We start from the raw sequence: 24,178 nt of genomic DNA, 5'->3' as shown, positions 1-24,178 counted from the left end.
CCCTGTCATGGTGGAAGAAACGAGTGCGCCCGATTACGCCGCGTACGCCGACACCAATCGACTGAAGCTGTTTTCGTTCACGATCGCGGAAAAACGGGCCGAGTACCTCTGGGTACTTCGTGCCTTCGACCATGCTCGCGCCAACTACACCGTCCTGCTGCATGCCGGAGCCGTCGCGCAAATCCTCGAGAAGATCGGTGGATCGGATCCGGCGGCCGATCTGTCGGCAGCAGAGGTCACTCCCCTGTTGGATCAGCTCCATGTGTGGGAGATCCTCGAGCGCAGCTACGACGGCACCCGCGCGGCCACGCTGGCCGAGTACCGCAATCGCCACTTCGTCTACCAGTTCGGTCAGGCCGGATACCAGGTCTATCGATCAGTCGAGGACGTTCTCGCCGCACGCCTGGACTCGGCCTCGCTCTCGCGTCTCGCTCTGCCGGACCTGCTCGCAGACATGTCCGAACTCGCCGAGGCCAACCGAAGCTCCGACGGCGACCTGATCTTCCGCAAGCTCAAGCGCCTCGACTCGACACTCTCCGACATGGCCGATCGAGCCGCGCACTTCTATCTGACCCTCGGGGACCTCGTACGGACCACGGAGATCACTCCGCAGGCTTTCCTCACGCACAAGGACGCTCTGCTCACGCACATGCGGGAGTTCAGCTCCGATCTGGCGCGCTACGCCCCCAAGCTCAAGGAAGCGATCGAGCACGTCGAATCCACCGGGGTCGATCGCATGATCCGCCTCGCCGCCGCCAGTGACGAACGGGTGTTCGTCCCGATCACCGAACGCGAAGACGACTGGGCTGCGCGTTGGCGAGGATTGACCGCCTGGTTCGTCTCCGCGGAATCGGGGATCAGCGAGTCCGAGCGTCTACGTGAGGGCACGATGAGCGCGATCGCCGCGGTTCTGGCGCTCCTTCGCCGCGTCACGGAAACCCGTCGCGGCGGCGTCAGCCGCGAGAGCCAGCTCCGGCACCTCGCCGGCTGGTTCGCCGCCACGCCGTCCGAAGACGCAGCTCATGCTCTGTTCCAGGCAGTGTTCGACCTCGGCCGTCCACGCCACCTCTCGATGGTGCATCCGGACGCCGACATCATTTCTCACTCACGTTCGTGGTGGGAGGCACCGCCGGTCGAAATCGCGCGAACACTCGCCGAAACCGGCCGCCCACCCTCACCAGGATTGCCGAGCAAGGTCGCCCGCAACGACGGCAGCATCCGCCGCCTACGCGAAGAGCAGTTGGCAGCGCAACGTACCCGCAGCGCCGCGGCGCAATCACTCGCGTCGAACGGCGTCTATCAGCGTGAACTCAACGAGCAGGAGACCGAAGTTTTGCTGAGTCTGCTCAATGCAGCACTGACCGCGCGCGTTCCGGTAGTGGGACGCGTCAAGAGTTCCACCGGTAGTGAGAACGGGGTGAAGCTGACGCTCAGTCCCTCGGACGGTTCGACCACCATCAAGACCGCCCGCGGGCGTATGCACCTCGACGGCATCGAGGTCAGTGTTCGATGAGAGCTCGCGAGATCACGCCCCTTGCCCTCGACTCGTATCAACGCGCGGCGCGAGTGATCCTGTCCAACCACCTGATCACCTCGACGTACCCGGATCGAATTGCATTGCCGCTCTTGCGCCGTTGGGCCACCGAGCTGCGTGACGACCTACTCGAACTGTTCGGCTACCGCCTCGAGGTGACGGAGACCACCGCGCGCCTGTTCACGGTGTCGGATCGACTCAACCCGTCGGCACCGGCCCGAACTGCCTCCGAGCGAACCTTCGATCGCACGCGTTACGCCTACCTGGCACTGTGCCTGGCCGCGTTGGGCCGCGCCGGGAACCAGATCACGTTGTCGGAGTTGGCCGATCACGTCGCGGCCGACGCTGCACAAGTCGACGGCGTCGAACTCTCCACCGATCGTGCGTCGGACCGCGACGCCTTCGTCGACGCAGTGGGCTGGCTCGGCGTCAGAGGCGCCATCGCACTCGCCGACGGTGACGCAAACGGCTGGGCGTCCAATCCCGAAGCGGGAGAAGCGCTCTACGACATCGACCGTTCCGTCGTCGTAGCCCTGTTCCGTCCGCCGCGCGCACTGCAGCACCTGCACTCCATCCGCGGACTCCTGGCCACGGAGACCTCGAGCGCTGCCGAGGACGACGGAATTCCTGTGGACGCGAAAGAGATCGGACGCCGAGTGCGTCGGGCTCTGGTCGAGCGGCCGGTCGTACTGGCGGGTGAACTCGATCAGCACGAATTGATCGCCTTGGCGCAGCCCAAGACCGCGTCGGAAGTCGAACTACTGACGGGGTTGGTGGCCGAGCGTCGCGCCGAGGGAATCGCGATGATCGATCCCACCGGTCGCCTCTCCGACGTCCGCTTCCCGAGCACCGGAACGATCGCCCAGGTAGCGCTACTCCTCGCCGGCGAGATTGCCGACCGCGTACTCGACGTCGACGCGACGGAGCTGCCGAAACTTCCGATCCCGCACGTGTCGGACGATCACCTGATCGAACAACTCGATGCCGCCATCCCCGAGGCCGGGATCTTCGAGGACCTCGCCGACGAGGACGACGATTTCGTGCTGCCCGCCGGCGAACCGGCCGAGCCCCCGGAACCCGTCACGTACCCGATGATCGGCGACGACTGGCTCGCCGACAAGGTCACCGAGTTGGTGGACCAGTTCGGTCGCACGTTTGCAGCGCAATGGCAGGCCGATCACAACGGGCTGCGCAAGCAGGCGCTCGGGTTGCTGCAACGTCTGCGCCTGACGCATGCGGTCGACGGCGGCGTACTGGTGTTGCCCGTCCTTGCCCGGTACCGCGACGTCGTGGTCTCCGTACGCGAACGCGATCCTCAGATCGACTTCGCGGTAGACAACTCCGCACCGGATCCGGTCGACGAATTCGGCCCCGAATCTTCCACCAACGGCGAACTATCAGAGGTAGAGAACGTATGAGCAACGCCCGCTTCCGACCTACTCGGGCTGGAATCATCAACCTCTGGGATTACCGAGACCAGGAGTTCTCGTTCGCCGACGGTCGACTGGTCCTACGAGGGCCAAACGGATCCGGTAAGACCAAGGCCCTCGAGGTCTTGTTCCCGTTCGTTTTCGACGGCCGCATCGAACCGCGGCGCCTCAACCCCTTCGCCGGTGAAGAGCGCACGATGAAGTCCAACCTGCTCTACCGGGGCCAGGACAGCGCGCACTCCTACGTGTGGATGGAGTTCTGCCGCGGCTCCCTCGAAGATCCCGAGTCGGTGACCGTGGGCATCGGCATGCGGGCAACCCGCACCAACGACAAGGTCACCCGCTGGTACTTCGTCGCCGACGGCCGCGTCGGAGTCGACTTCTCGCTGATCGGCAACGACGATCGTCCTCTCACCAAGAAGCAGTTGGCCGAACAACTCGGCAGCGATTCCATCACCGACCGTCCCCTCGACTACCGCACCGCGATCGACGCGCGAATGTTCGGTCTCGGAGTGCAGCGCTACGACCAGCTGATCAATCTCATTCTCACGCTTCGCCGTCCCCAGCTCGCGAAGAACCTTGATCCGAAGGGCCTTTCGCAAGCGCTCACCGACGGCCTCCGTCCACTCGACGACCAACTCGTCCTCGAAGCTGCGCGTTCGTTCAGCGATATGGAAGAGGTCGGCCGCGCGCTCGAGGGGCTCGCAGCCGCCGATCAGGCAGCGCAGAGTTTCATCGGCGTCTACACCAAGTACCTGCGTCAGCAGTCGCGCGGAGAGATCGAACAGGTCAGCACCCGCCTCGCAGCGGTCACCAGAGGCGTTGCCGCCATGGACGAGTCGTCGCTAGCCCAGACCCGCAGCCGTGAAGCCCGGGCAGCAGCCGAGGAGCGCTTCAACCAGGCCGAGCAGGCACTCGAGAACGCGCGCGCCAATGTCGAGGCGTTGCAACGCTCGAGCGCCTACGAAGGCAAACAGCAGCTCGACGATCTCGCCCAGGCCGTCTCGACGCTCAAGCTCTCGACCGAGCAACAGGCAGACAAGTCGAGGAAGGCGCAGGCTGCACTCGCGCAGCGCGGCGACGAAGCCGACAAGGCTGCATCGTCGGTCAAGCGTGCAGCCGAGGCACTCTCACGTGCCGAGGACGAACTGCAGGCAGCCGCCGAGGACGCCGGCATCGTCTGGACTCCCCTGCCCGACGGCTCACGCAGCGACCAGATCACCGCAGCAGTGCGTGGCCATGCCGAGGAGCGTGACGGCGACGTACGCGTCGTCCGCACTGCGCTCGCGACCGTCGAGAAGGCCGCTACCGAACGAACCCGGGCCGAAAACAGCTCGCGCCGTGGACAAGAGCTGCTCGAAGCGTCCAAGGCCGCTGTGCTCGAGGGCGAAGCTGCCGTGGAACTCGCACGCAGTCAGTGCGCCAGTGGGCTGCGCGCGTGGTGGACCGATCACTCCTCCCTGTTTTCGGCTGTCGGCGCGGACACGTCGCTGTTCGAGGCTCTCGACGCGGCGCTCGCCGAGGTCGGCGACGAGGACGCTCCGGCGCTGTCCGCAGTTCTCACCGAGCACACCGAGGCAGGCACCGAGACGCTGCGCGAGCGACGTCGTGAGGCCGAAGCTGAAATATCTGCATCACACGCCTCCATCGCAGCTCTGAAATCCGAGCGCAAGGCCGTCTCGGCGGAACACGACGACGCTCCGCCGGCCTTCCACGCACGCACCGACAACCGCAGCGATCTGGGTGGGGCACCGCTGTGGCAGCTGGTGCGCTTCGCCGATTCCGTCGAACCAGACGTGGCCACGGGAATCGAATCCGCACTCCAGGCGGCAAATCTGCTGGACGGCTGGGTCTGCCCCGACGAAACGATTCCCGATCACGTCAGTGAGCAGTTCCTGACCGCTCTGCCGGTCAAGCAGCGCCCGAAGGGACGAACGCTGGCCGACGTCCTCGAGGTCGAAGGCAATGCCGACGTACCCGACGCTCGGGTACAGGACATTCTCGCGTCGATCAGTCTCGTCGAGGCACCGGGCGACTCCGATGCCAGCGTCGCGATCAGCGTCGACGGGCGCTTCTGGCAGGGCGTCGCGCGTGGCCGGCACGTCAAGGCCGACGCCGAGTACATCGGCACGACAGCGCGGGCGCGTCGACGCGAAGCTCGGATCACCGAGATCGACGCGGCTCTGGAAGAACTTGCCGCGGCAGTCGATGCAGCCAAGGCACTGGTGACGCAGACCAACGAGCAGCTGAGCCGAATCAACTCTGCGGCAAAGGAATTGCCGAAGACAGGGTCGATCCTCCGCGCACTCAAAACTGTCACCGAATCCGCCGGTGCACTCCGCACTCGCTCGGAGGCCACGGAAACGGCACAACGCGAACTCGATGCGGCGATCGCCGATCTCGCGGCGAAGGAAAAGCAACTCCGGGCGACGGCGTCGCAGCACCGGACCCCGCACGTCGGCCGTGAACTCGACTCCCTCGCGGCGGCGATCCGTCATTTCGAGAAGCAGGGCGAACTGGCGCTGCGCTGCCGACGCGAACATGCCAAGGAAGTCGAACTCGAACGCGAGTCTCGCGACCGTCTCGACGAATCACGCGCCAATGCGGAGGAATTCGCTGAGGAAGCCGCCATCGCCGAGGAGAGTCTGCTTCAGCAGGTCCAGCGCCTCGAGACACTGCGCGATACCCTCGGGGCCAGCGCCGAGCAGATCGACCTCGACCTGGCAAAAGCCCGCGCGAAGATCGAAGAATGCAAGGTCGAACAGCGTGCTGCGCGAAAGGCGTACGACGCTGCGGTCCTCCAGATCGGCACGGCAGAGGGTGCGTACAACACCGCCGTCGAGACGTTGCGTCACACCCTGACCGAAACCCGCAGTGATGCAGAGCGACTCGCACCCTATGCTCGCCGGGACCTTCTCGAGTTGTTGGGCGTCAAGGAACATCTGAGCTGGCCGGCAAGTTCAGCGGCGTGGATGAGCCCCGATCAGTTGGTCTACCGCATCCAGAACGAAGACCGCAGCGAGGACGCGGCCCACCCGCCCGTCCTCCCCGAAGACGTCGACAAGTTGTACCGAGCGCTCGAGGCTGCGACCTCGGCGGTACGCGTCACCGACGGTGCCCGCAAGGCAACCCGCACGGCACTGACCTCGGCGTTGCAGGACTTCGACGCCCAACTCGCAGCGGCCGGGCAGGACTACCGCCTGCAGTGGGATGCACCGGACGGACTGACCGTCGTACGAGTGCAGGACGATCAGGGCTATTCGTCGATCGGTGAATTCGCAACGCGGATCCACGATGCTCGCGGCGATCAGGAGCAGTTGCTCACCGAATCCGAGCGTCGCATTCTCGAAGATGCCCTGCTGACCGGATTGGCTCAGCAGATCCACGAGCGCACGGTCGACGCACGCGTGTTGATCGCACAGATGGGCACAGAGATGCGTGAGCGTCGGATGTCCTCGGGCAACACCATCGGCGTTCACTGGGTGCTCGCCGACAACCTCGACGACAGCTCGCGAGCGATCTCCAAGCTGCTGGATCGAGATGCGTCGGCCCTCGGCGTCGATGAACTCGCTACTCTGCGAGCTCATTTCGCGACCCAGATCCGTACTGCCCGTGCGGCGCACCCCGAACGCTCGTACCCGGAAATCCTGTCCTCGGCGCTCGACTACAGGCAGTGGCGCGTGTTCTCGTTCACCCTCATCAGCGGTGAGGGCAAGGAAGACCGCCTTACCGTCGCGCGGCACAGCGCACTGTCCGGTGGCGAGCAGTCGGTTTCGCTGCACCTTCCTTTGTTCGCCGCGGCGCACGTCATGTTGGACTCGGCCGACCCGCACGCCCCACGTCTGCTGGCACTGGACGAGGCCTTCGCCGGTGTCGACGACAACGGTCGCAGCGAGCTACTCGGCTTGAGCGTTCAATTCGACCTGGATCTCTTCATGACCGGCTACGACCTGTGGATCACGTACGCAGACGTCCCCGGCTGTGCGCACTACGACCTCGCGCACTCCACGGCCGAACAAGCGGTCAGCGCCGCGCTGCTGGTGTGGTCGAACGGTGAGCTGCTCGCCGAGCATGACGGAACGGATCTGGCGCGGGCATTGGGCTCGCCGCTACGGCGCCGGGTGCCGACACCAGCCGAAGGTGCGTTGGACTACGCCTAGAAACCACTGTGCGCCTTTATTAACCGCCCGGGGTTAATAAAGGCGCACAGCAGGGGTTCAGCGAAGCGAAATACCCAGCAGAGCGTCGACGGCATCGGCGAACTCGCCGGGTGCCTGCGTGTCGGATCCGCCGCCCTCGATGGCGCGGCGTGCCCAACCGTCGAGCGCGTCGAGCGCCTTCGGAGTGTCGAGATCGTCGGCCAAATGCTGACGCAAACGCGCAACAGTGTCGGTGGCTGACGGCGCGGAATCGAGAGCCGCTGCCTCGCGCCATACCTTCAGACGCGACTGAGCATCCTCGAGGACCTGATCGGTCCACGCGCGATCCTGGCGGTAGTGGCCGGAGAGCAATCCGAGACGAATTGCTGCGGGATCGATCCCTTCACCGCGCAGTTTCGAGACGAAGACGAGGTTTCCGCGACTCTTCGACATCTTCTCGCCGTCGAGGCCGATCATGCCGGTGTGCACGTAGTGCCGCGCGAAACGGCGATCACCCGTTGCCGATTCGGCATGTGCTGCCGAGAACTCGTGGTGCGGGAAGATCAGGTCGCTGCCACCGCCCTGGACGTCGAAGCCGGAGCCGATGCGGTTGAGCGCAATGGCCGCGCACTCGATGTGCCAACCGGGGCGTCCCGGTCCGAAGGGCGACGGCCAAGAAGGCTCGCCCGCACGCTCCGCCCGCCAGACGAGTGCGTCGAGCGGATTGCGCTTTCCGACGCGATCGGGATCTCCGCCACGTTCGGCAAAGAACTTCTCCATCGTCGCGCGGTCGTAGCCCGACTCGTAGCCGAACTGCTCGGTCGCGTCGGCGCGGAAGTAGACGTCGGGGAACTCCGCGTCGTCGACGATGTACGCGGCGCCGGACGCCACGAATTTCTCCACCAACTCGACTACTTCGTTCACCGATTCGACGGCGCCGATGTAGTCCTTCGGCGGAAGCACGCGCAGCGCTTCCATGTCCTCCCGGAAGAGCGCGGTCTCACGCATGCCGAGGACGATCCAGTCCTCGCCGTCGCGATTGGCGCGCTCGAACAGCGGGTCGTCCACGTCGGTCACGTTCTGGACGTAATGGACGTCGTGTCCGGCGTCGCGCCAGATGCGGTTCACGAGGTCGAACGTGAGGTAGGTGGCCGCGTGACCGAGGTGGGTGGCGTCGTACGGGGTGATGCCGCAGACGTACATCGTCGCTTTCTTGCCCGGGGTGACGGGGCGAACCTGACGGTCGGCTGTGTCGTACAGCCGCAACGGCGGCCCCTGACCGGGAACGGACGGGAGTGCGGTATCGGACCAAGACTGCATGCTGCCGAGCCTAGTGGAGACTGCTCTGAGGCTGGGAAGGTGCTGGCTGATCCTGCTCCGGTTCGGGCATCGACGCGAGCTTGCTCGGCCACCAGATCTTCTGACCGATGTCGTAGGTCAGGGCCGGGACCAGCAAGGATCGGACGATCAGAGCGTCGAGCAGGACACCGAACGCCACGATGAACGCGATCTGCGCGAGGAACAACAGCGGGATCACCGCCAACGCCGAGAAGGTTGCTGCCAGAACAACTCCGGCAGACGTGATCACCCCGCCGGTCACGGTGAGTCCCCGCAGCGCACCCGCCCGAGTGCCGATCTTCAGCGCTTCCTCACGCACCCTCGTCATGAGGAAGATGTTGTAGTCGATTCCCAGAGCCACGAGGAACACGAACGCAAACAGCGGGACCACTGGATCCGCGCCGGGGAACCCGAAGACGTGGTCGAACACCAGCGACGAAATGCCCAGTGTCGCAGCAAACGAGAGCACAACGGTGCCCATGAGAAGCAGCGGTGCGAGAAGCGAACGCAGCAACAGGGAGAGAATCACGAACACCACGATGATCACCACGGGAATGATGAGTGTCCGGTCCCGTGTCGAGGTGGTCTTCGTGTCGAGGTCGGTCGCAGTGACGCCACCGACCAACGCGTCGGCGCCGTCCACGGAGTGAACTGCATCACGTAGTCGCACGATGGTGTCTTCGGCCTCGAGTGAGTCGGCAGCGTCAGTCAACGTCGCCTGCAGGGAGACTCGTCCGTCGACAACCAGTGGGGCTCCCCCGTTCTGTACGACGCTTACGTCGCTGACGCCCTCCACGCGACTGGCTGCCGCAACGGCGTCCACCTGGTCCGCATTCGCGATGACCACGGCCGGTGAACCCGAACCCGCGTCGAAGTGCTCGCCGAGAATCTCCTGGCCTGCAACCGAATCGACGTCGAGCAAGAAGATGTCGGACGAAGAGACGCCGCTGGCTTTGAACTGCGGCATCATCAGCGCGAAGATCACAAGCACCAGCGTCGACGCCACCCAGAAGCGGCGCGGGTGCCGTCCGATTCGAGCAGCGAGCCCGGCCCAGAACCGGTGATCGTTCGCCTCGTCGTGGTGCTCGCGGTCGGCGTCGAACTTCGGCTTGGTCGGCCAGTACGCAGTCCGCCCGAACAGAACGAGGACTGCAGGTAGGAACGTCATCGATGCGAGGAAGGACGCGGCGATACCGATGGCGGCCACCGGGCCCAGCCCGCGGTTCGAGTTCAGGTCGGAGAGCAACAGGCACAGAACGCCCGCGATGACCGTTCCGGCAGACGCCGCGACGGGTTCGAGCGTCGCGCGCCACGCAGTCCGCATTGCTGCGTACTTGTCCTTCTCGATCCGCAATTCCTCACGGTAGCGAGAGACCAGAAGCAGCGCGTAGTCGGTGGCGGCACCGAACACGAGGATGAACAGGATGCCCTGGCTCTGACCGTTCAGTGCGATGACGTCCGCGTCGGCGAGCAGATACACGAGCAAGCTCGACAATCCGAGTGCGAAGATCGCCGAAAAGATCACCACGAACGGCAGGATCGGGCTCCGGTAGACGATGATCAGGATCAGGATCACGACGGATCCGGCTACCAACAACAGCAGTCCGTCGATACCGGCGAATGCTGCCGACAGATCCGCAACCTGCCCAGCGGGGCCGGTGACCTTGACTGTCAGTCCGTCAGGGCTCGACTCCAGCGCCGCGCGCAGCGCTTTCACGCTGTCCTTGACCTCGAGGGTGCTGTCGACCGGCAGGAACATCTGCAACGCCTGGCCGTCGGCCGACGGGATCGGCGGCGATGACGCGTCACCGAATCCCTCGGTACCGACAAACGAATCGACGGTCTGGGACAGGAAGGTGGAGTCGGTGGGCTCGAGGCCACCTGGTCGTTCCGCCACGACGATGGCCGGCACGAAGCGGGTGTCCGTGAAGCTCTCTTGAAGCTTTGCCACCTCGGTGGCTTCGGCCGACGCCGGCAGGAACGACGTGTTGTCGTTCTGCTGCACCGTGCTGAGCTTTCCGGCGAACGGGCCGCCGAATCCTCCGATTGCCAGCCAGCCGATCACAAGGAGAGCTGGCACAATCCATCGAAGGCGACGAACAGGACGATTTTGTACTGGTGTGCTCACTGGGTCTCCAGGGATCGGCAGCAGAGAGGACTTGCCGACTATTTTGTTCAGCATGCTGAGTAATTGCAAACGGAAGGCAAAAACATGAGCAGCGACGGCCTGGACGACTGGCCAACCGGCCGGCTGTTGTCCACCGCTGCGCGCCTGGTAGAGCACTCGTGGGAGAAGGTTCTGCGGTCTCAGGACATGACGCACGCGGGCCTGATCGTGCTCCACTCGATCGCCGGTGGGGCGGCGTCTCAACGCGACATCGCGAAGAACGCCCGCGTCACCGATCAGACGATGAGCCGCACGATCGACCGTCTCGAACGAGCGGGTTACGTCACGCGTGACACCGATCCGCGGGACGAGCGTCGGCGCGTGATCGCGATAACCGACGCCGGAAGACTGACGTACGAGCGACTACTGACGCTCGAGAAGGAAGATGCGGCGTTGACCGTCGGGGTCGGGGACGTCGCCGCGCTGCGCGAACAACTACTGCGATTGGTTCGCTCACCCGGATTGAAGACGGCAACTCGCGAACAGCAGGAAACGTCTCGAGACTAGAAAGCCGGCCAGGGAATCGTTCGATGGCCGTTCGGTTCGGGCATCACGGCCGACTCTGCGAACTGCATCGCCCGGACCGCCAAGGCCACGATTTCCTCTTCCGTGATCAGTTCGGACAACTCGTCCCCGAGATCTCCATCGAGCGTTGTCGCGAATTCGGCGACGTCGGCGATCAAGGCACCGGGTACGGGCTGCCCCGCCCACCCCCACAACACGGTCCGCAGCTTGTTCTCCGAATGAAGACAGATTCCGTGATCAACGCCGTACACCGAGCCGTCGACGCCTTCGAGGGCGTGACCACCTTTGCGGTCGGCGTTGTTGATGAGGACGTCCAGAACGGCCATTCGCTGCAGCCGTGGATCGTCCGCATGGATCAGAGAGACTGGTTCGCCCTCCGAGTCGAAGGCCTGCAGGACCTCGAACCACCCTGGCGGAACATTGCCGGGACTGCACAGGTCGACCATCTCGAGTCCGCCGGATCCATCCGCGCGGCGATCGACGGTGTCAATCCAGCGCTGCACCATGCCTGTCCCGAAAGGGCCGTCCCGCAACACTGTTCGCGGAATCACTCCCCAGCCCAGCGCCTCGGACACGCGGTACGACGCAACCTCACGCCCGGCCAGAGTGCCGTCCGGGAAATCCCACAGTGGGCGTTCACCCCGCACCGGTTTGTAGACCACACGGGTGGACTGCTCCCCCAGAGTCGACTCGCACACCAGCGTGGCGTTGCTTGCCGTGGTGATCTGGCCGATCAGGGTCAGATCTCCCTCGAGCAGAACGTCCGGCACTCCAGGTTCGGACACGACGTCAGACCTCGTCGTCGTCTGCGTCGTCGATCGCAAAACCGAAGGACTCGCCGCGCCGGTATCCGTTGGTTCGGATGCACACGTGCCCCTCGGGCGCCAGCGGCTCACCACACAGAGGGCATGGCGCGCGTCCCGCCGCGATGACGCGTTCGGATCGGAGCGAGAATTCGCGCGCTTGTTCCGGGGTCAGGAACACACGGACCGCGTCCGGACCGTCGTCGGCGTCGTCGAGGACAACCGATTCGTCGAACTCCGTCTCGCTGACGGCAAGCAACTCCACGACGACCGCACCGGCATCGGCGTCCCAACCGAGCCCCATCGTGCCGACCCGGAACTCCGCGTCGAGCGGTGTGACCAGCGGGCTGAGATCGGATACATCGTCGGCCTGCGGCGGAACCTCGGTTCCGAAGCGTCGATGTACCTCTTCGAGGAGAAGGCCCATGCGATCGGCGAGGACCTGAACCTGCTGCTTCTCGAGCAGCACACTCACCACCCGTGAATCGTGCACGGCTTGGAGATAGAAAGACCTGTCACCGGGCTCGCCCACCGTTCCTGCGACAAATCGGTCAGGAGTGCGAAATACGTGAATCGCGCGCGACATTGCACCTCCTCGAGTTCGAGCAGAACATCACTGAATACCCATTATCCGTCACAGCTCACGCACCGACCTCTCCACCGGGGACGGACTCCTGCGCGGGAGCCGAACCGTTGGTCGCGGTCTTCGCTGCACTGATCGCTGCGAGCACGTCTCCGGTGTCGTTGACTCGAAGAACGAACGGCAGTGTGGCCGTGTAGCGAATCACGCTGACCGAGGCCGGCTCGGCGACGATCCGCTGGAACGAATCGAGGTGCATCGCAAACGCGTCGGCGAGAACCGATTTGATGACGTCACCGTGTGTGCAGGCGATCCAGACGACGTCCTTGCCGTGCTCTTCGGCCAGCCGTGCATCGTGCTCTCGGATCGCGGCAACGGCTCGCGCCTGTACCTGGGCCAGCCCTTCACCGCCGGGAAAGACCGCGCCGGAAGCGTGGCGCTGCACCACTTTCCAGAGTGGTTCTTCCAACAGCTCCTTGAGCGGGCGACCCGTCCAGTCGCCGTAATCGACCTCGATCAGGCGATCCTCGACCACCGGCGTCAGACCACGGTCGACGGCAATGGGGCCGACCGTCTGCTCGCACCGCAACAGCGGCGAGCGGACGATCTCCGCGATGTCCAGACCGACCAGCCGATCGACGACGCCTTCGGCCTGTTTCCGGCCGTGGTCGTCGAGTTCCACACCCGGCGTTCGACCGGCCAGGGTATGGGCAGTGTTGGACGTCGACCGCCCGTGCCGCAGTAGGACAACTGTCATTCCACAACCCTAATGGGGCGGTGGCCGCACGGACGGGTGGTCGACGTCGAAACGGGCTCTATGTCGCGGACACGACCCCTGTGGCCAGCAGCGCAAGGACGACTACGCCGAGAGCGATTCTGTATCCCACGAACCAGTACATGGAGTGATCTACAACAAATCGAAGCAGCCAGGCGATCGCTGCGTAACCGACCGCGAAGGCGATGACGGTTGCCACCAGCAACTGCGGACCGCTCGCGTTCAGACCCTCACCGGCCGGCTCGAAGGCATCCGGGAGGCTGAACAAACCGGAGGCGAGAACCGCCGGGATCGCCAGCAGGAACGAGTAACGAGCTGCGGCCTCACGGGTGAGTCCGAGGAAAAGACCTGCACTGATCGTGCCACCCGAACGTGAGACACCCGGGATGAGCGCGAGCGCCTGAGCCGAACCCATGATGATGCCGTCGCGCGCTGTGAGCGATTCGATCGGGCGCGTCTTGCGTCCGTAGTACTCGGCAGCGGCGATGACGAGCGCGAACACGATCAACATCGTGGCAATCAGCCACAGATTGCGTGCGCCGGTACGGATCTGGTCTTTGAACAGAAACCCGAGGATGCCGACCGGAATGGTACCGATGATGACGTACCAGCCCATCCGGTAATCGAGATCGCCCCGGTGCTCGGCATTGAACACACCCCGGAACCAGGCAGTGATGATCCTCACGATGTCGCGCGCGAAGTAGATCAACACAGCCAGTTCGGTGCCGAGCTGCGTCACCGCGGTGAACGACGCACCGGCGTCACTGCCGAAGAATATCTCCGACACGATTCGCAAATGTCCGGAAGACGAGATGGGCAAGAACTCGGTCAATCCCTGCACGAGGCCCAGGATCACGGCCTGGAGCCAGGTCATCGCTTCGCCCATCACTCACCGATCCCGGCTGATTCGAATGGGGTTACTGCACACAGGTTTCGTGTGTCGGGTTCACGTTTCACCGGCGCCACGCTACCGGGGCCCACGACGCCGCGCCGCGCCCGGCACGTCCGTGTCCGAATACCCCGACTCGAGGCGAGCGCCTACTAGTCTGCACGTGGTGAGATCTCTCGGGTGCCGCACTTGCGCACACGAGTCGGGCGCGAGATGCAGGCGGTTATGAAGCACAGATCTGTCGGAACGAGCGGACTTCGGGTCTCGCGACTGGGGCTCGGCACACTGACATGGGGGCGCGACACGGACGGCGACGAGGCTGCGGCGCAGCTGCTCGCCTTCGCCGAGGCCGGCGGAACCTTGGTCGACACCTCGCCCGCATACGGCGCCGGTGCGGCGCAACGGATCCTCGCCGAGTTGCTCGACGACGTCGTTCCACGTGACGAACTCATCATCAGCTCGAGCGCCGGCATCGATCCCACTCCGATCGGCACCGACCGCGTCGACTGCTCGCGGCGCGGATTGCTTCGCCAGCTCGACGCGACTCTTCGTGAACTCGGAACCGACTTCCTCGACATGTGGCAGGTCGCAACCTGGGATCCGCTCACGCCCGTCGACGAGGTTGCAGCAACCCTCGACTACGCGGTCTCGAGCGGCAAGGTGCGGTATGTGGGCGTGCGCGGCTACCTCGGCTGGCAGCTCGCGACGGCCGTCGGAGCCGGTGGCGCAACAACACTCGCCGCGACGCAGGCCGAGTACTCGTTGCTCGCGCGCGGCGTCGAGGAAGAATTGTTCGCAGCGGCGGCCCACCACGGCGTCGGAGTGTTCGCCGCAGTACCCCTGGCGGGCGGTGTTCTGACCGGCAAGTACCGCGACGGCATTCCCGTCGATTCCCGCGGCGCCGACGAAGCACATTCGCAAGATGTACAGAGCTATCTGACCGATTCCTCGATCCGGGTGGTCGACGCCGTCGTTACCGCCGCCGACGGTCTGGGTACTTCCCCACTGGCGGTGGCACTGGCCTGGGCGCGCGATCGCGCCGGGGTGGCCAGCGCCGTCGTCGGCACGCGGGATCTCGCCCAGTTGACAGGAGTACTGGCAACCGAAGAATTGGAACTTCCGAAAGCGATTGCCGCGGCTCTCGACGATGTGAGCGCTTGATCTGTCCCGCTGATCGAAATACCGAAGGTATCGTGTTGGCGAGGGCAGGCTAACCTAGTAGGCAACGCTTGACTACAGCCTCAGGAGAATCAATGACCACGCTCGACGTAGACAGCCTTTCCGCAGACGCAGGCCCCGCCTTCTCCGAACGAATCAAGACCGAGACGGACGCAGCACACCGCGAGACGGAGCAGTCCCGATTCGTAGGCGCGCTTCTCGGCGGTGAGCTGACCACGGCTGGCTACGCCGCTCTTCTGGGACAGACGTACCTCGTCTACACGAGCCTCGAAGAGGCCGGCCGCACACACGCCGACAACGAGTTGGTCGCTCCGTTCCTGTCCGAGGATCTGTTGCGGGTGGCTTCGCTCGAAGCCGATCTCGAGTTCCTCGGCGGACCGAACTGGCGCGACGAACTCGTGGCCTTGCCGGCAACCGAGCGTTACATCGCCCGCCTGAAGGAAGTGGCGTTCGACTGGCCCGCCGGCTTCGTCGCACATCACTACCTGCGATACATGGGTGACCTCTCGGGCGGACAGATCATCCGCCGGATGCTCGAGCGCGCCTACGGATTCGAGACCGACGGACTTCGCTTCTACATCTTCGAAGGCATCCCCAAGCCGAAGCCTTTCAAGGACGACTACCGCTCGAATCTGGATGCGCTGCAGATTCCGGCCGAAGAACAGCAGCGTTTCATCGACGAGGTGAATCTGGCGTACCGCCTCAACGGTGACCTGTTCGCCGACCTCGAAGGCGACATCGAGAGCTACCTCGTCAAATGAAGAAGCGCTTGGCCGCGGCGGCACTGGTCGCAGCAGCCGGTTTCGGTCTGGTGGCTTGCGGATCCAGCGACAACTCCACGACATCTCAGGGTGCCCGGACCGCAGTACTCGAAGATTCCAGCCCGGTTCCCGTGTCCGACAACCCGACCGCAACGCTGCCCGTGACGGTGAAGAGCTTCGACGGCGTCGACGTGACCATCACCGACAACAGCCGGATCGTTGCGGCCGACCGCTACGGGACGCTCGCAACGACAACGGTGGCGCTCGGCCTCGGTGACAACCTTGTCGGCCGCGACACCGCCGCCAAGTTCCCCGCGGTCGCGGACGTACCGGTTGTCACGGTCGGCGGCCAATCGCTCAATACCGAAGCCATCCTCGATTTGAATCCCACCGTGGTTCTCACTGACACGAGCATCGGGCCCAAGAGCGTCCAGGATCAGTTGCGCGCCGCCGGTGTTCCCGTGGTGTTCTTCGACCCGACCCGAACCCTCGAAGGTGTGCCGGGGCAGATCCAAGCAGTCGCCGACGCGCTCGGCGTTCCGGCCCAGGGCGCAGCGCTGATCGATCGAACCGAATCGGAGATCGCTGCTGCGCGCGATCTGGTTCCCAACGACGGCGATCCACTGAAGATCGCGTTCCTCTACATGCGCGGATCGGCCATCACCATGATCGGCGGTGAAGGTTCGGGTGCCGATTCCTTGATCGAGGCCCTCGGCGCCACAGATGCGGGTACCGCCTCGGGCATCACACAACAGTTCGTACCCATCACCAGCGAAGCGCTCATCGCCGCAGCGCCTGACGCCCTGCTGATGATGACGGACGGATTGGCATCGATCGGCGGAATCGACGGCCTCGAAAAGGTCCCTGGCATCGCTCAGACGCCGGCCGGAAAGAACAAACGAGTAGTCGACATGGAGGACGGTGTCCTGCTCAGCTTCGGGCCGAACACCGGACGCGTCATGGCGGCACTCGCCGAAGCGATCTACGAGCCCGGTGGATCGTGAGCAAAGATTTGTGAGTGCTGATTCGTGAGTACAGAAACAGGTAGTTCCGAAGCAGGTAAGTCTGTGTCCGCAGCCGAGGATTCACATGACGTCGGGGGCGCCGACAAGTCGGCGTCTGGCCCCGCGTCGCGGTCGCGGGTGAGTGCGGTACTGGTCAGCTTGACTCTCGCCCTGGTGATCGTCGCAGTGCTGTCGGCGTGCATCGGTCAAGTTCCGACATCGCCTCTCGAGGTTTTGGGCAGCATCCTGCACCGCATCGGGCTCGATCTCGGTCCGATGCCCGCCCATCCCAGCGGTGAAGTAACTTTGTGGGAGGTTCGCTTCCCCCGCGTCGTGCTCGCCATCTGTGTCGGCGCGGCGTTGGGATGTTCCGGTGCGCTCCTGCAGGGTGTGTTCTCCAATCCACTCGCGGAGCCCGGGGTGATCGGAGTGTCCGCGGGCGCTGCAGTTGGCGCGAGCGCTGTCATCGTCGTCGGCGGCACGTTCGTGGCCGGCTGGGCCGTTGCTGCGGCAGCGTTCGTCGCCGGGCTGTTCACCACCGCGGCGGTCTACCTGCTTGCGCGCCACGAAGGCCGAACCGAAGTAGTGACATTGGTGCTGACCGGCGTCGCGATCAATGCGTTCGCCGGCGGACTCATCGCGTTCTTCACCTTCGTCGCCAGCCCGTCCGCTCGCGATCAGATCGTGTTCTGGCAACTCGGCTCACTCAACGGAGCGTCGTGGAATGCCGTCATGATCGTGGCGCCGATGACCGTTGTCGGAATTGCCGCGACGGTCATGATCGCTCCGCGTCTGGACCTTCTCGCACTCGGTGAACATGCAGCTCGTCACCTGGGTGTCAACGTCGAACGGCTGCGCCAGTTCGCGGTTCTGATCGTCGCTCTCCTGGTCTCGGCGAGTGTTGCCTTCACCGGCATCATCCTCTTCGTCGGACTGATCGTTCCGCACCTGATGCGCATTCTTGTCGGCCCCGGCCACCGCGCGCTGATTCCGGCGAGCGCCCTTGCCGGCGCACTGGTTCTGCTTGTCGCAGATCTCGGCTCGCGGTCGCTGATCGACAACGCAGACCTGCCCCTCGGAATGCTGACCGCTCTGGTTGGCGGCCCCTTCTTCTTCTGGCTTCTCCGACGAACACGCGCGCAACAGGGCGGGTGGGCATGAGCAGCCTCGTAAGAAACTGGCGCGAACTGTTCGGCCGCGTCACCCCCGAACCGGAAAGCCCTGGCGTCGGTGATGTCACCCTCGAAGCGCGCGACATCACCGTCGAACGCGGTGGTCGACACATTCTCGAAGGCGTATCCATCGAAGTCCGGGCAGGCGAGCTCGTCGTCCTCGTCGGACCGAACGGCGCCGGTAAGTCGACTCTTCTTGCGGCGTTGGCCGGTGATCAGCCAGTCATCGCTGGGCGGGTGGACGTCGAAGGCACCGACCTCACTCAGTGGGCGCCGATCGACATGGCGCGCCGACGCGCGGTTCTCCCCCAGAAACACACGATCGGATTTTCGTTCAGCGCTCGCCAGGTCGTTCGCATGGGACGTGCGCCATGGGCCGGAACGCGCCGAGAAGACCGCGACGGCGCTGCTATCACCGCGGCGATGAAGACCTGCGATGTCGAGGGGTTCGCCAATCGGCCGTTCGCCGTGCTGTCCGGTGGCGAGCAGGCGCGGGTCGCTCTTGCCCGGGTACTGGCACAGGAAACGTCGACCATCCTGCTGGACGAGCCGACTGCAGCACTCGATCTCGGACACCAGGAAGCGGTGATGTCCGTGGCGCGCGCTCGCGCTGCGGACGGCGATGCCGTCGTCGTCGTTTTGCACGATCTCGCGTTGGCAGCGGCGTATGCCGACCGAATCGTCGTACTCGAGAATGGACGCATCGCCGCCGACGGTCCCCCGGAATCGGTGCTACACGAAGAGCTTCTGACCCGCGTCTACGGTTATCCGGTCGAGGTGTTCCCGCATCCGACAACCGGAGCAACGCTGGTTATCCCGCGCCGAGAATTCACCGAACAGAATCGATGATCGATCCCAGCCTGTTCAGGACTGCTCTCACCGTCGGCAGGCTGCGACCCTCGCCCTGACGAACGCCGTCACCGACGTCCGGATGTGACCAATCAGTCTCGGTCGAGAGAACTGCGTCGCGCACCACACCGGCGATGCTTCGCTCGTCGGTCAGATCGATGTCGGTGACCGATCGCTCCGCCGTGGCGACAACGTCCGAAGGGGTCGGCACACTGTGCTCGCAGTATTCGCCGTATACCTCGGCGAACAGCACGCTCTTGCGTACGCGGAACGCGAAAGTTCGACCGTCGGACCTGCCGAAACCGTGTGCATGAGCGCCGACGGTGAGGTCCTCGATCTCGAAGCCCGGCCGCGCCGGTTCGGGCGGCTGTGCGCCGGAATCGGTGGGTTCTGTGGGAATCACAATGATCTCCTCGGTGATTGCAGCGTCAACCGCAACCGCTGTTCGTACGGTATCGCGTCAAGGGTGTGAGCGGAATGGTCGGTAGTTCCTCGACGCGATGAACGGCGCCCGACTGCGATCAGGGATGATCGATGACAGTCGCACTGCGTGAAGAACAGATGACAAGAAAAAGAGGAACTACACATGGCTCGCCTAGGGATCCGCACCACTGCAGCAGCAATGGGGGCGGCGGTTCTGCTGGTCACAGGATGTTCTTCCGGAGATGGCGGAGACGACCTCATCACGATCGATCCCGCTACGGCAGCGGTCTCACCGGCCACCACCAGTACCCCGGACGGCGTGGTTCACCCGTATTCAGGTCTGATCGATTCCATCACATTCGACCCGATCACGCGCAGCGCTGTTCTGGTTGCCAACGACCCACGATCGGTGCTGGTCGTTCCTTCGGACAGTTTGGCCGGCGCCGACCCCGCCTCCGCAGGTCGTCCGATAGCTCTGGATTCAGACGTACGCGACGTTTCGATCGGCTCCGACGGTAGCGCTCTGCTGGCGATGGATCGCCAGGTAGTGAAGCTGAATCTGACATCGGGCGAACAGACGTCCATACCGGTCGACGGCCAGGCGAACTCCGCGGTCGAGCTGACCGACGGCCGCATCGCGATCGGCACGGACAATGGTTCAGTTCACATCGTCGACCCGAAGACCGATCAGTCACAGACGGTTTCGGGGTTTGCATCCGTCGACGAACTTGCGGTGACCGGCGACAACCTGAGCGCCCTCGATCACCGTCAGACCTCGCTGACGGCGATCAATCTCGAAGACGGCAAACTCGGCGTCGCTCTTCGCGCCGGTGAGGGCGCAACTCATCTGGCCACCGATCGCTTCGGACGCATCCTTGTCACCGACACCACCGGCAACGAACTGCTCGTCTTCACGGCCGATCCGCTCCTGATGCACCAGCGCTACCCCGTCGGCGAATCGCCTTACGCCGTCGCCTACGACGAGACCGCGGATCGGGTGTGGGTGACACTGACGGCGACCAACGAAGTGGTCGGCTTCGATCTGTCGTCCGGCATCCCCGTGGAGACCGGGCGGTTCAAGACGGTGCGACAGCCGAATTCGTTGGCCGTAGACTCTTCCAACGGCAATCTGATCGTCGGATCGGCAACCGGTGACGGGCTGCAGGTCATCCCGTCACGGGAGAACTGATGGAAAAGCGTACGCGCGGGATCCCCGCGCAGTGGGAGACGTCGGACGACAAGTTCGACTACGTGCCGCTCCGGCTACCGCCGAACGTTTCGCGGGTCACGGCGTCGATGCGCCTGGCGATCTCGGCCGAGTTCGGCGGGTGGGAACTCTCCCGAGTCCGTCTCTACCCCGACGGCAGTCGTCGCGTGCTGCTCAAGCGAAAGAAGACGCCGCTGCACGTGACCGATCCGGACGGCATTCAGCACTGATCGTTCAACAGACGACCAGAACCCGCCGCCATCGAAACCGCTGACAAAATCACACCATCGAAGAGCTGGAGAATCGTGTACCAACTGCTGCTGAGCCTGATGTTCCGGGTCCCACCGGAACGCATCCACCACATTGCCTTCACCGCGATGAAACTGGTGACACGGTTCGCTCCCCTTCGCTGGCTGGTCGCAAAAGTCCTTGTCGTCGACGACCCGGTTCTGCGCGGTCAGGCTTTCGGTCTGACGTTCCCGGCACCTCTCGGCCTGGCCGCAGGATTCGACAAGGACGCCACCGGAGTCGACGCCTGGGGCCCGTTGGGATTCGGTTTCGCCGAAGTCGGAACAGTGACAGCCCAAGCTCAGCCCGGTAACCCCGCGCCGCGTCTCTTCCGACTTCCGGCCGACCGCGCTCTGATCAACCGAATGGGCTTCAACAACCACGGCGCTGGTCACGCGGCGAATTTCCTGCGACAGCGCCGCGTCACGGTGCCGATCGGTGCCAACATCGGCAAGACCAAGATCGTCGAAGCTGTCGACGCCGCTGCCGACTACACGGCCAGCGCACAGCTTCTGGGTCCGCTGGCCGACTTCATGGTCGTGAATGTCAGCTCGCCGAACACGCCCGGACTCCGTGATCTGCAGGCCGTCGAATCTCTGCGCCCGATCCTGCAGGCCGTGCTCGACACCGTCAGCGTGCCGGTACTGGTGAAGATCGCGCCCGATCTCTCGGACGAGGACGTCGACGCTGTCGCCGATCTGGCAGTCGAACTCGGGCTTGCCGGAATCGTCGCGACCAACACCACGATCCGCCGCGACGGTTTGAAGACCCCGGATGCCGAGGTAGCTGCACTCGGCGCTGGCGGGCTGTCGGGTGCACCGGTGGCCGACCGCTCGCTCGAGGTGCTCCGGCGCCTGTACGCCCGAGTCGGCGACAAGCTGACCATCATCTCGGTCGGCGGTATCGAAACAGCCGACCAGGCGTGGGAGCGCATCCTCGCCGGCGCGACGCTGGTGCAGGGGTACACCGGCTTCATCTACGGCGGACCGTTCTGGGCTCGCAGCATCCACAAGGGCATAGCCAAGCGGGTCCGCGCAGCCGGTTTCTCGTCAATTGCCCAGGCTGTGGGAGCTGAGAACCCTCGCTAGAAACTGCTGTGCGCCTTTATTAACCGCCCGCGGTTAATAAAGGCGCACAGCAAAGTGATTACTCGACCTCGAACGTCCCGGTCAGGGTTGCACGCGCAATCGCGTGATGGAACACGTTGAAACCGAGGAACGCCGGCGACGAGTCAGGGGTGACTCCGTCGAGCGTCTCCACGTCGAGGGCATGCACCGCCACGATGTAGCGATGCGGACCGTGCCCGGGAGGCGGGCCTGCGCCGATGAAACCGAACCCGCCACCGTCGTGGCGGAGGGTGAGGGTTCCCGCAGGCAGGACATCGCTGTCCGCCGCGCCGGCACCGGCCGGGAGTTCGGTGACGGAAGCGGGGATGTTCGCCACGGCCCAGTGCCAGAATCCTGACGCCGTCGGTGCGTCCGGATCGAACACCGTCACCACGAAGCTCTTCGTCTCGGCCGGAAAGCCGGACCACGAGAGCTGCGGTGAGATGTCTTCGCCACCGGGAACTCCGAAGGCTCCACTGGCCTGAGCAAGCTTCAGCGGCTGGCCCGCAGTGATGTCGTCACTGGTCAGCTCGAAACTCGGCAACTTCGGCAATGGTTCGTACGGATCGTGCGCCATGCGAATCCTTTCTGTGACAAGAGAGCTCGATGTGCGTCGAGCTCACGGATCTATCTACGTGCTCGTCAGGAATTGAGCAGGAAATGTTCCAGAACACGTGTCCCGAACAGTAGTGCGTCCACCGGAACTCGCTCGTCGACGCCGTGGAACAGCGCACTGAAATCGAGCTCGGGCGGCAACTGCAACGGCGCGAAGCCGAAGCAGCGAATGCCCAGTTTCGCGAATGCCTTCGCGTCGGTTCCGCCGGAGAGCATGTACGGAACTGTGCGAGCCTCCGGATCGTGGGCGAGGATCGCCTCGTTCATGGCGTCGACGAGGTGGCCGTCGAACGTTGTTTCGTACGAATCCAGCTTGGTGATCCACTCGCGGGTCACGTCGGGGCCGATCAGCTGGTCCACCGTGCGCTCGAATTCGGCCTGACGTCCCGGCAGCACGCGGCAGTCGAAGACTGCCTCGGCAGTCTGCGGAATGACGTTCGCCTTGTATCCAGCCTTGAGCATCGTCGGGTTCGCCGTGTCACGGAACGTCGCCCCGATGATGTTGGCGATCGTCCCCAGCTTCGCGAGAGTCCCGTCGATGTCGGGTGATCCCGGATCGAAGTCCAATCCGGTCTCTTCGCCGACGGCGGTGAGGAACTCGGCAACCGAATCCGAGATCACGATCGGGAACTGATGAGCAGCGAGTCTCGAGACCGCGCCGGCGAGTGTCGCGACTGCGTTGTCGTCGTGGAGGAAGGAGCCGTGCCCGGCACGTCCCTTGGCCGTCAGACGCATCCAACCGAGGCCCTTTTCCGCAGTCTCCACGAGGTAGAGCCTGCGGTCGGTTCCGTCGGGCCGCGGAACCGTCAGCGAGAAACCGCCCACCTCACCGACGGCTTCGGTCACTCCCTCGAACAAATCCGGGCGGTGCTCGACCAGCCACTGGCATCCGTACTTTCCGCCAGCTTCCTCGTCCGCCACGAAGGCGAACACCAGATCACGCGGCGGTACGACGCCTTCCGCCTTGAACTGTCTGGCGATGGCCAGGATCATCCCGACCATGTCCTTCATGTCCACGGCGCCGCGCCCCCAGACGTAACCGTCCTGGACGGTGCCGGCAAAGGGATGGACGCTCCAGTCGGCGGGCTCGGCCGGAACGACGTCGAGGTGACCGTGAAGCATCAATGCACCTCGACCCGACTCAGCTCCCTTCAAGCGAGCAAAGACGTTCCCGCGTCCGGGTGCACCGGACTCGACGTATTCCGTCTCGTAGCCGACTTCTTGAAGCTGCGCGGCAACCCACTCCGCGCACGCACGCTCACCCTTGGTGGTTTCGAGTTCTCCCGTGTTCGAGGTGTCGAAGCGGATGAGAGAACTGACCAGTTCGACTACTTCTGCTTCGGCTCTGCTCGGATTCGGATTATTCGGGGTTGTGGTCATTCCACTTTCCTACC

General features: G+C 64.4%; 21 protein-coding genes. 12 read left to right on the top strand and 9 right to left on the bottom strand.

What is annotated here, in order from left to right:
* Positions 1-7: 7 nt before the first annotated feature.
* The 3 genes from QM596_RS09855 to QM596_RS09845 are packed head-to-tail and all read left to right on the top strand — an operon-like array spanning position 8 to position 7,124.
* Positions 8-1,513 carry a TIGR02677 family protein gene (locus QM596_RS09855; RefSeq protein WP_019748531.1) on the top strand — a complete coding sequence of 502 codons (1,506 nt, stop codon included), beginning with the start codon at positions 8-10 and terminating at the stop codon, positions 1,511-1,513.
* Positions 1,510-2,952, top strand: a complete 1,443-nt coding sequence (locus QM596_RS09850) for a TIGR02678 family protein (RefSeq protein WP_283308847.1) — start codon at positions 1,510-1,512, stop codon at positions 2,950-2,952. The genes QM596_RS09855 and QM596_RS09850 overlap by 4 nt, the downstream gene beginning before the upstream one ends.
* On the top strand, positions 2,949-7,124 hold the full coding sequence (locus QM596_RS09845; protein WP_283308845.1) for a TIGR02680 family protein: 4,176 nt from the start codon (positions 2,949-2,951) through the stop codon (positions 7,122-7,124). The genes QM596_RS09850 and QM596_RS09845 overlap by 4 nt, the downstream gene beginning before the upstream one ends.
* Positions 7,125-7,181: 57 nt before the next feature.
* On the opposite strand, the gene mshC is transcribed toward QM596_RS09845, so the two are convergent.
* Together mshC and QM596_RS09835 are read right to left on the bottom strand one after the other, a co-directional pair.
* On the bottom strand, positions 7,182-8,423 hold the full coding sequence (gene mshC, locus QM596_RS09840) for a cysteine--1-D-myo-inosityl 2-amino-2-deoxy-alpha-D-glucopyranoside ligase (RefSeq protein ID WP_283308844.1): 1,242 nt from the start codon (positions 8,421-8,423) through the stop codon (positions 7,182-7,184).
* 10 nt (positions 8,424-8,433) lie between these two features.
* The gene (locus QM596_RS09835; RefSeq protein WP_254664957.1) at positions 8,434-10,623 is read right to left on the bottom strand and encodes an MMPL family transporter; all 2,190 of its coding nucleotides are present in this window, start codon (positions 10,621-10,623) and stop codon (positions 8,434-8,436) included.
* Positions 10,624-10,653: 30 nt separating this feature from the next.
* On the opposite strand from QM596_RS09835, the gene QM596_RS09830 reads away from it, so the two are divergent.
* Positions 10,654-11,115: a MarR family winged helix-turn-helix transcriptional regulator gene (locus QM596_RS09830; RefSeq protein ID WP_003946187.1), complete on the top strand. Its 462-nt coding sequence runs from the start codon at positions 10,654-10,656 to the stop codon at positions 11,113-11,115.
* Here the strand turns inward: QM596_RS09830 and QM596_RS09825 are convergent.
* The 4 genes from QM596_RS09825 to QM596_RS09810 are packed head-to-tail and all read right to left on the bottom strand — an operon-like array spanning position 11,112 to position 14,177.
* Positions 11,112-11,918 carry an SCO1664 family protein gene (locus tag QM596_RS09825; RefSeq protein WP_019748536.1) on the bottom strand — a complete coding sequence of 269 codons (807 nt, stop codon included), beginning with the start codon at positions 11,916-11,918 and terminating at the stop codon, positions 11,112-11,114. The two genes, QM596_RS09830 and QM596_RS09825, sit on opposite strands and share 4 nt — an antisense overlap.
* A gap of 4 nt (positions 11,919-11,922) precedes the next feature.
* Positions 11,923-12,522, bottom strand: coding sequence for a DUF3090 domain-containing protein (locus QM596_RS09820; protein WP_019748537.1), 600 nt, complete (start codon positions 12,520-12,522; stop codon positions 11,923-11,925).
* Between the two features lie 55 nt (positions 12,523-12,577).
* The gene (locus tag QM596_RS09815; RefSeq protein WP_019748538.1) at positions 12,578-13,273 is read right to left on the bottom strand and encodes a histidine phosphatase family protein; all 696 of its coding nucleotides are present in this window, start codon (positions 13,271-13,273) and stop codon (positions 12,578-12,580) included.
* Positions 13,274-13,331: 58 nt separating this feature from the next.
* Positions 13,332-14,177, bottom strand: coding sequence for an undecaprenyl-diphosphate phosphatase (locus tag QM596_RS09810; protein WP_019748539.1), 846 nt, complete (start codon positions 14,175-14,177; stop codon positions 13,332-13,334).
* Positions 14,178-14,405: 228 nt separating this feature from the next.
* Between QM596_RS09810 and QM596_RS09805 the strand changes: the two genes are divergently transcribed.
* The 5 genes from QM596_RS09805 (at position 14,406) to QM596_RS09785 (ending at position 19,145) form a co-directional block, all read left to right on the top strand.
* A complete protein-coding gene (locus QM596_RS09805) occupies positions 14,406-15,341 on the top strand; it encodes an aldo/keto reductase (RefSeq protein WP_003946175.1) in 936 nt (311 codons plus the stop codon).
* 92 nt (positions 15,342-15,433) lie between these two features.
* A complete protein-coding gene (locus QM596_RS09800; protein WP_003946162.1) occupies positions 15,434-16,120 on the top strand; it encodes a biliverdin-producing heme oxygenase in 687 nt (228 codons plus the stop codon).
* Positions 16,117-17,124, top strand: coding sequence for a heme/hemin ABC transporter substrate-binding protein (locus tag QM596_RS09795; protein WP_283308841.1), 1,008 nt, complete (start codon positions 16,117-16,119; stop codon positions 17,122-17,124). Before QM596_RS09800 ends, QM596_RS09795 begins: the two co-directional genes overlap by 4 nt.
* A 63-nt stretch (positions 17,125-17,187) precedes the next feature.
* Complete coding sequence (locus QM596_RS09790; protein ID WP_020907826.1) at positions 17,188-18,285, top strand: FecCD family ABC transporter permease; 1,098 nt, start codon at positions 17,188-17,190, stop codon at positions 18,283-18,285.
* Positions 18,282-19,145 carry a heme ABC transporter ATP-binding protein gene (locus QM596_RS09785; protein WP_080910962.1) on the top strand — a complete coding sequence of 288 codons (864 nt, stop codon included), beginning with the start codon at positions 18,282-18,284 and terminating at the stop codon, positions 19,143-19,145. Before QM596_RS09790 ends, QM596_RS09785 begins: the two co-directional genes overlap by 4 nt.
* On the opposite strand, the gene QM596_RS09780 is transcribed toward QM596_RS09785, so the two are convergent.
* A complete protein-coding gene (locus QM596_RS09780) occupies positions 19,126-19,548 on the bottom strand; it encodes a hypothetical protein (RefSeq protein WP_283308839.1) in 423 nt (140 codons plus the stop codon). The genes QM596_RS09785 and QM596_RS09780 overlap by 20 nt on opposite strands.
* A 183-nt stretch (positions 19,549-19,731) precedes the next feature.
* Between QM596_RS09780 and QM596_RS09775 the strand changes: the two genes are divergently transcribed.
* The 3 genes from QM596_RS09775 (at position 19,732) to QM596_RS09765 (ending at position 22,151) form a co-directional block, all read left to right on the top strand.
* Entirely contained in the window at positions 19,732-20,757 is a 1,026-nt protein-coding gene (locus tag QM596_RS09775; protein WP_019748546.1) for an NHL repeat-containing protein, read from the top strand.
* The gene (locus QM596_RS09770) at positions 20,757-21,005 is read left to right on the top strand and encodes a DUF5703 family protein (RefSeq protein ID WP_003946171.1); all 249 of its coding nucleotides are present in this window, start codon (positions 20,757-20,759) and stop codon (positions 21,003-21,005) included. The genes QM596_RS09775 and QM596_RS09770 overlap by 1 nt, the downstream gene beginning before the upstream one ends.
* A 75-nt stretch (positions 21,006-21,080) precedes the next feature.
* Positions 21,081-22,151, top strand: coding sequence for a quinone-dependent dihydroorotate dehydrogenase (locus QM596_RS09765; RefSeq protein WP_283308837.1), 1,071 nt, complete (start codon positions 21,081-21,083; stop codon positions 22,149-22,151).
* Between the two features lie 58 nt (positions 22,152-22,209).
* Here the strand turns inward: QM596_RS09765 and QM596_RS09760 are convergent, their stop codons facing one another.
* Together QM596_RS09760 and QM596_RS09755 are read right to left on the bottom strand one after the other, a co-directional pair.
* Positions 22,210-22,746, bottom strand: coding sequence for a YbhB/YbcL family Raf kinase inhibitor-like protein (locus QM596_RS09760; RefSeq protein ID WP_283308835.1), 537 nt, complete (start codon positions 22,744-22,746; stop codon positions 22,210-22,212).
* 65 nt (positions 22,747-22,811) lie between these two features.
* Entirely contained in the window at positions 22,812-24,164 is a 1,353-nt protein-coding gene (locus tag QM596_RS09755; RefSeq protein WP_069146601.1) for a M20/M25/M40 family metallo-hydrolase, read from the bottom strand.
* Positions 24,165-24,178 lie beyond the last annotated feature (14 nt).

This window comes from Rhodococcus sp. IEGM 1406 (assembly GCF_030056745.1).
GTDB classification, from domain to species: Bacteria; Actinomycetota; Actinomycetes; order Mycobacteriales; family Mycobacteriaceae; genus Rhodococcus_F; species Rhodococcus_F erythropolis.
The sequence above is the reverse complement of the archived record's forward strand: the minus strand, read 5'-3'. Positions and strand labels throughout refer to the sequence as shown.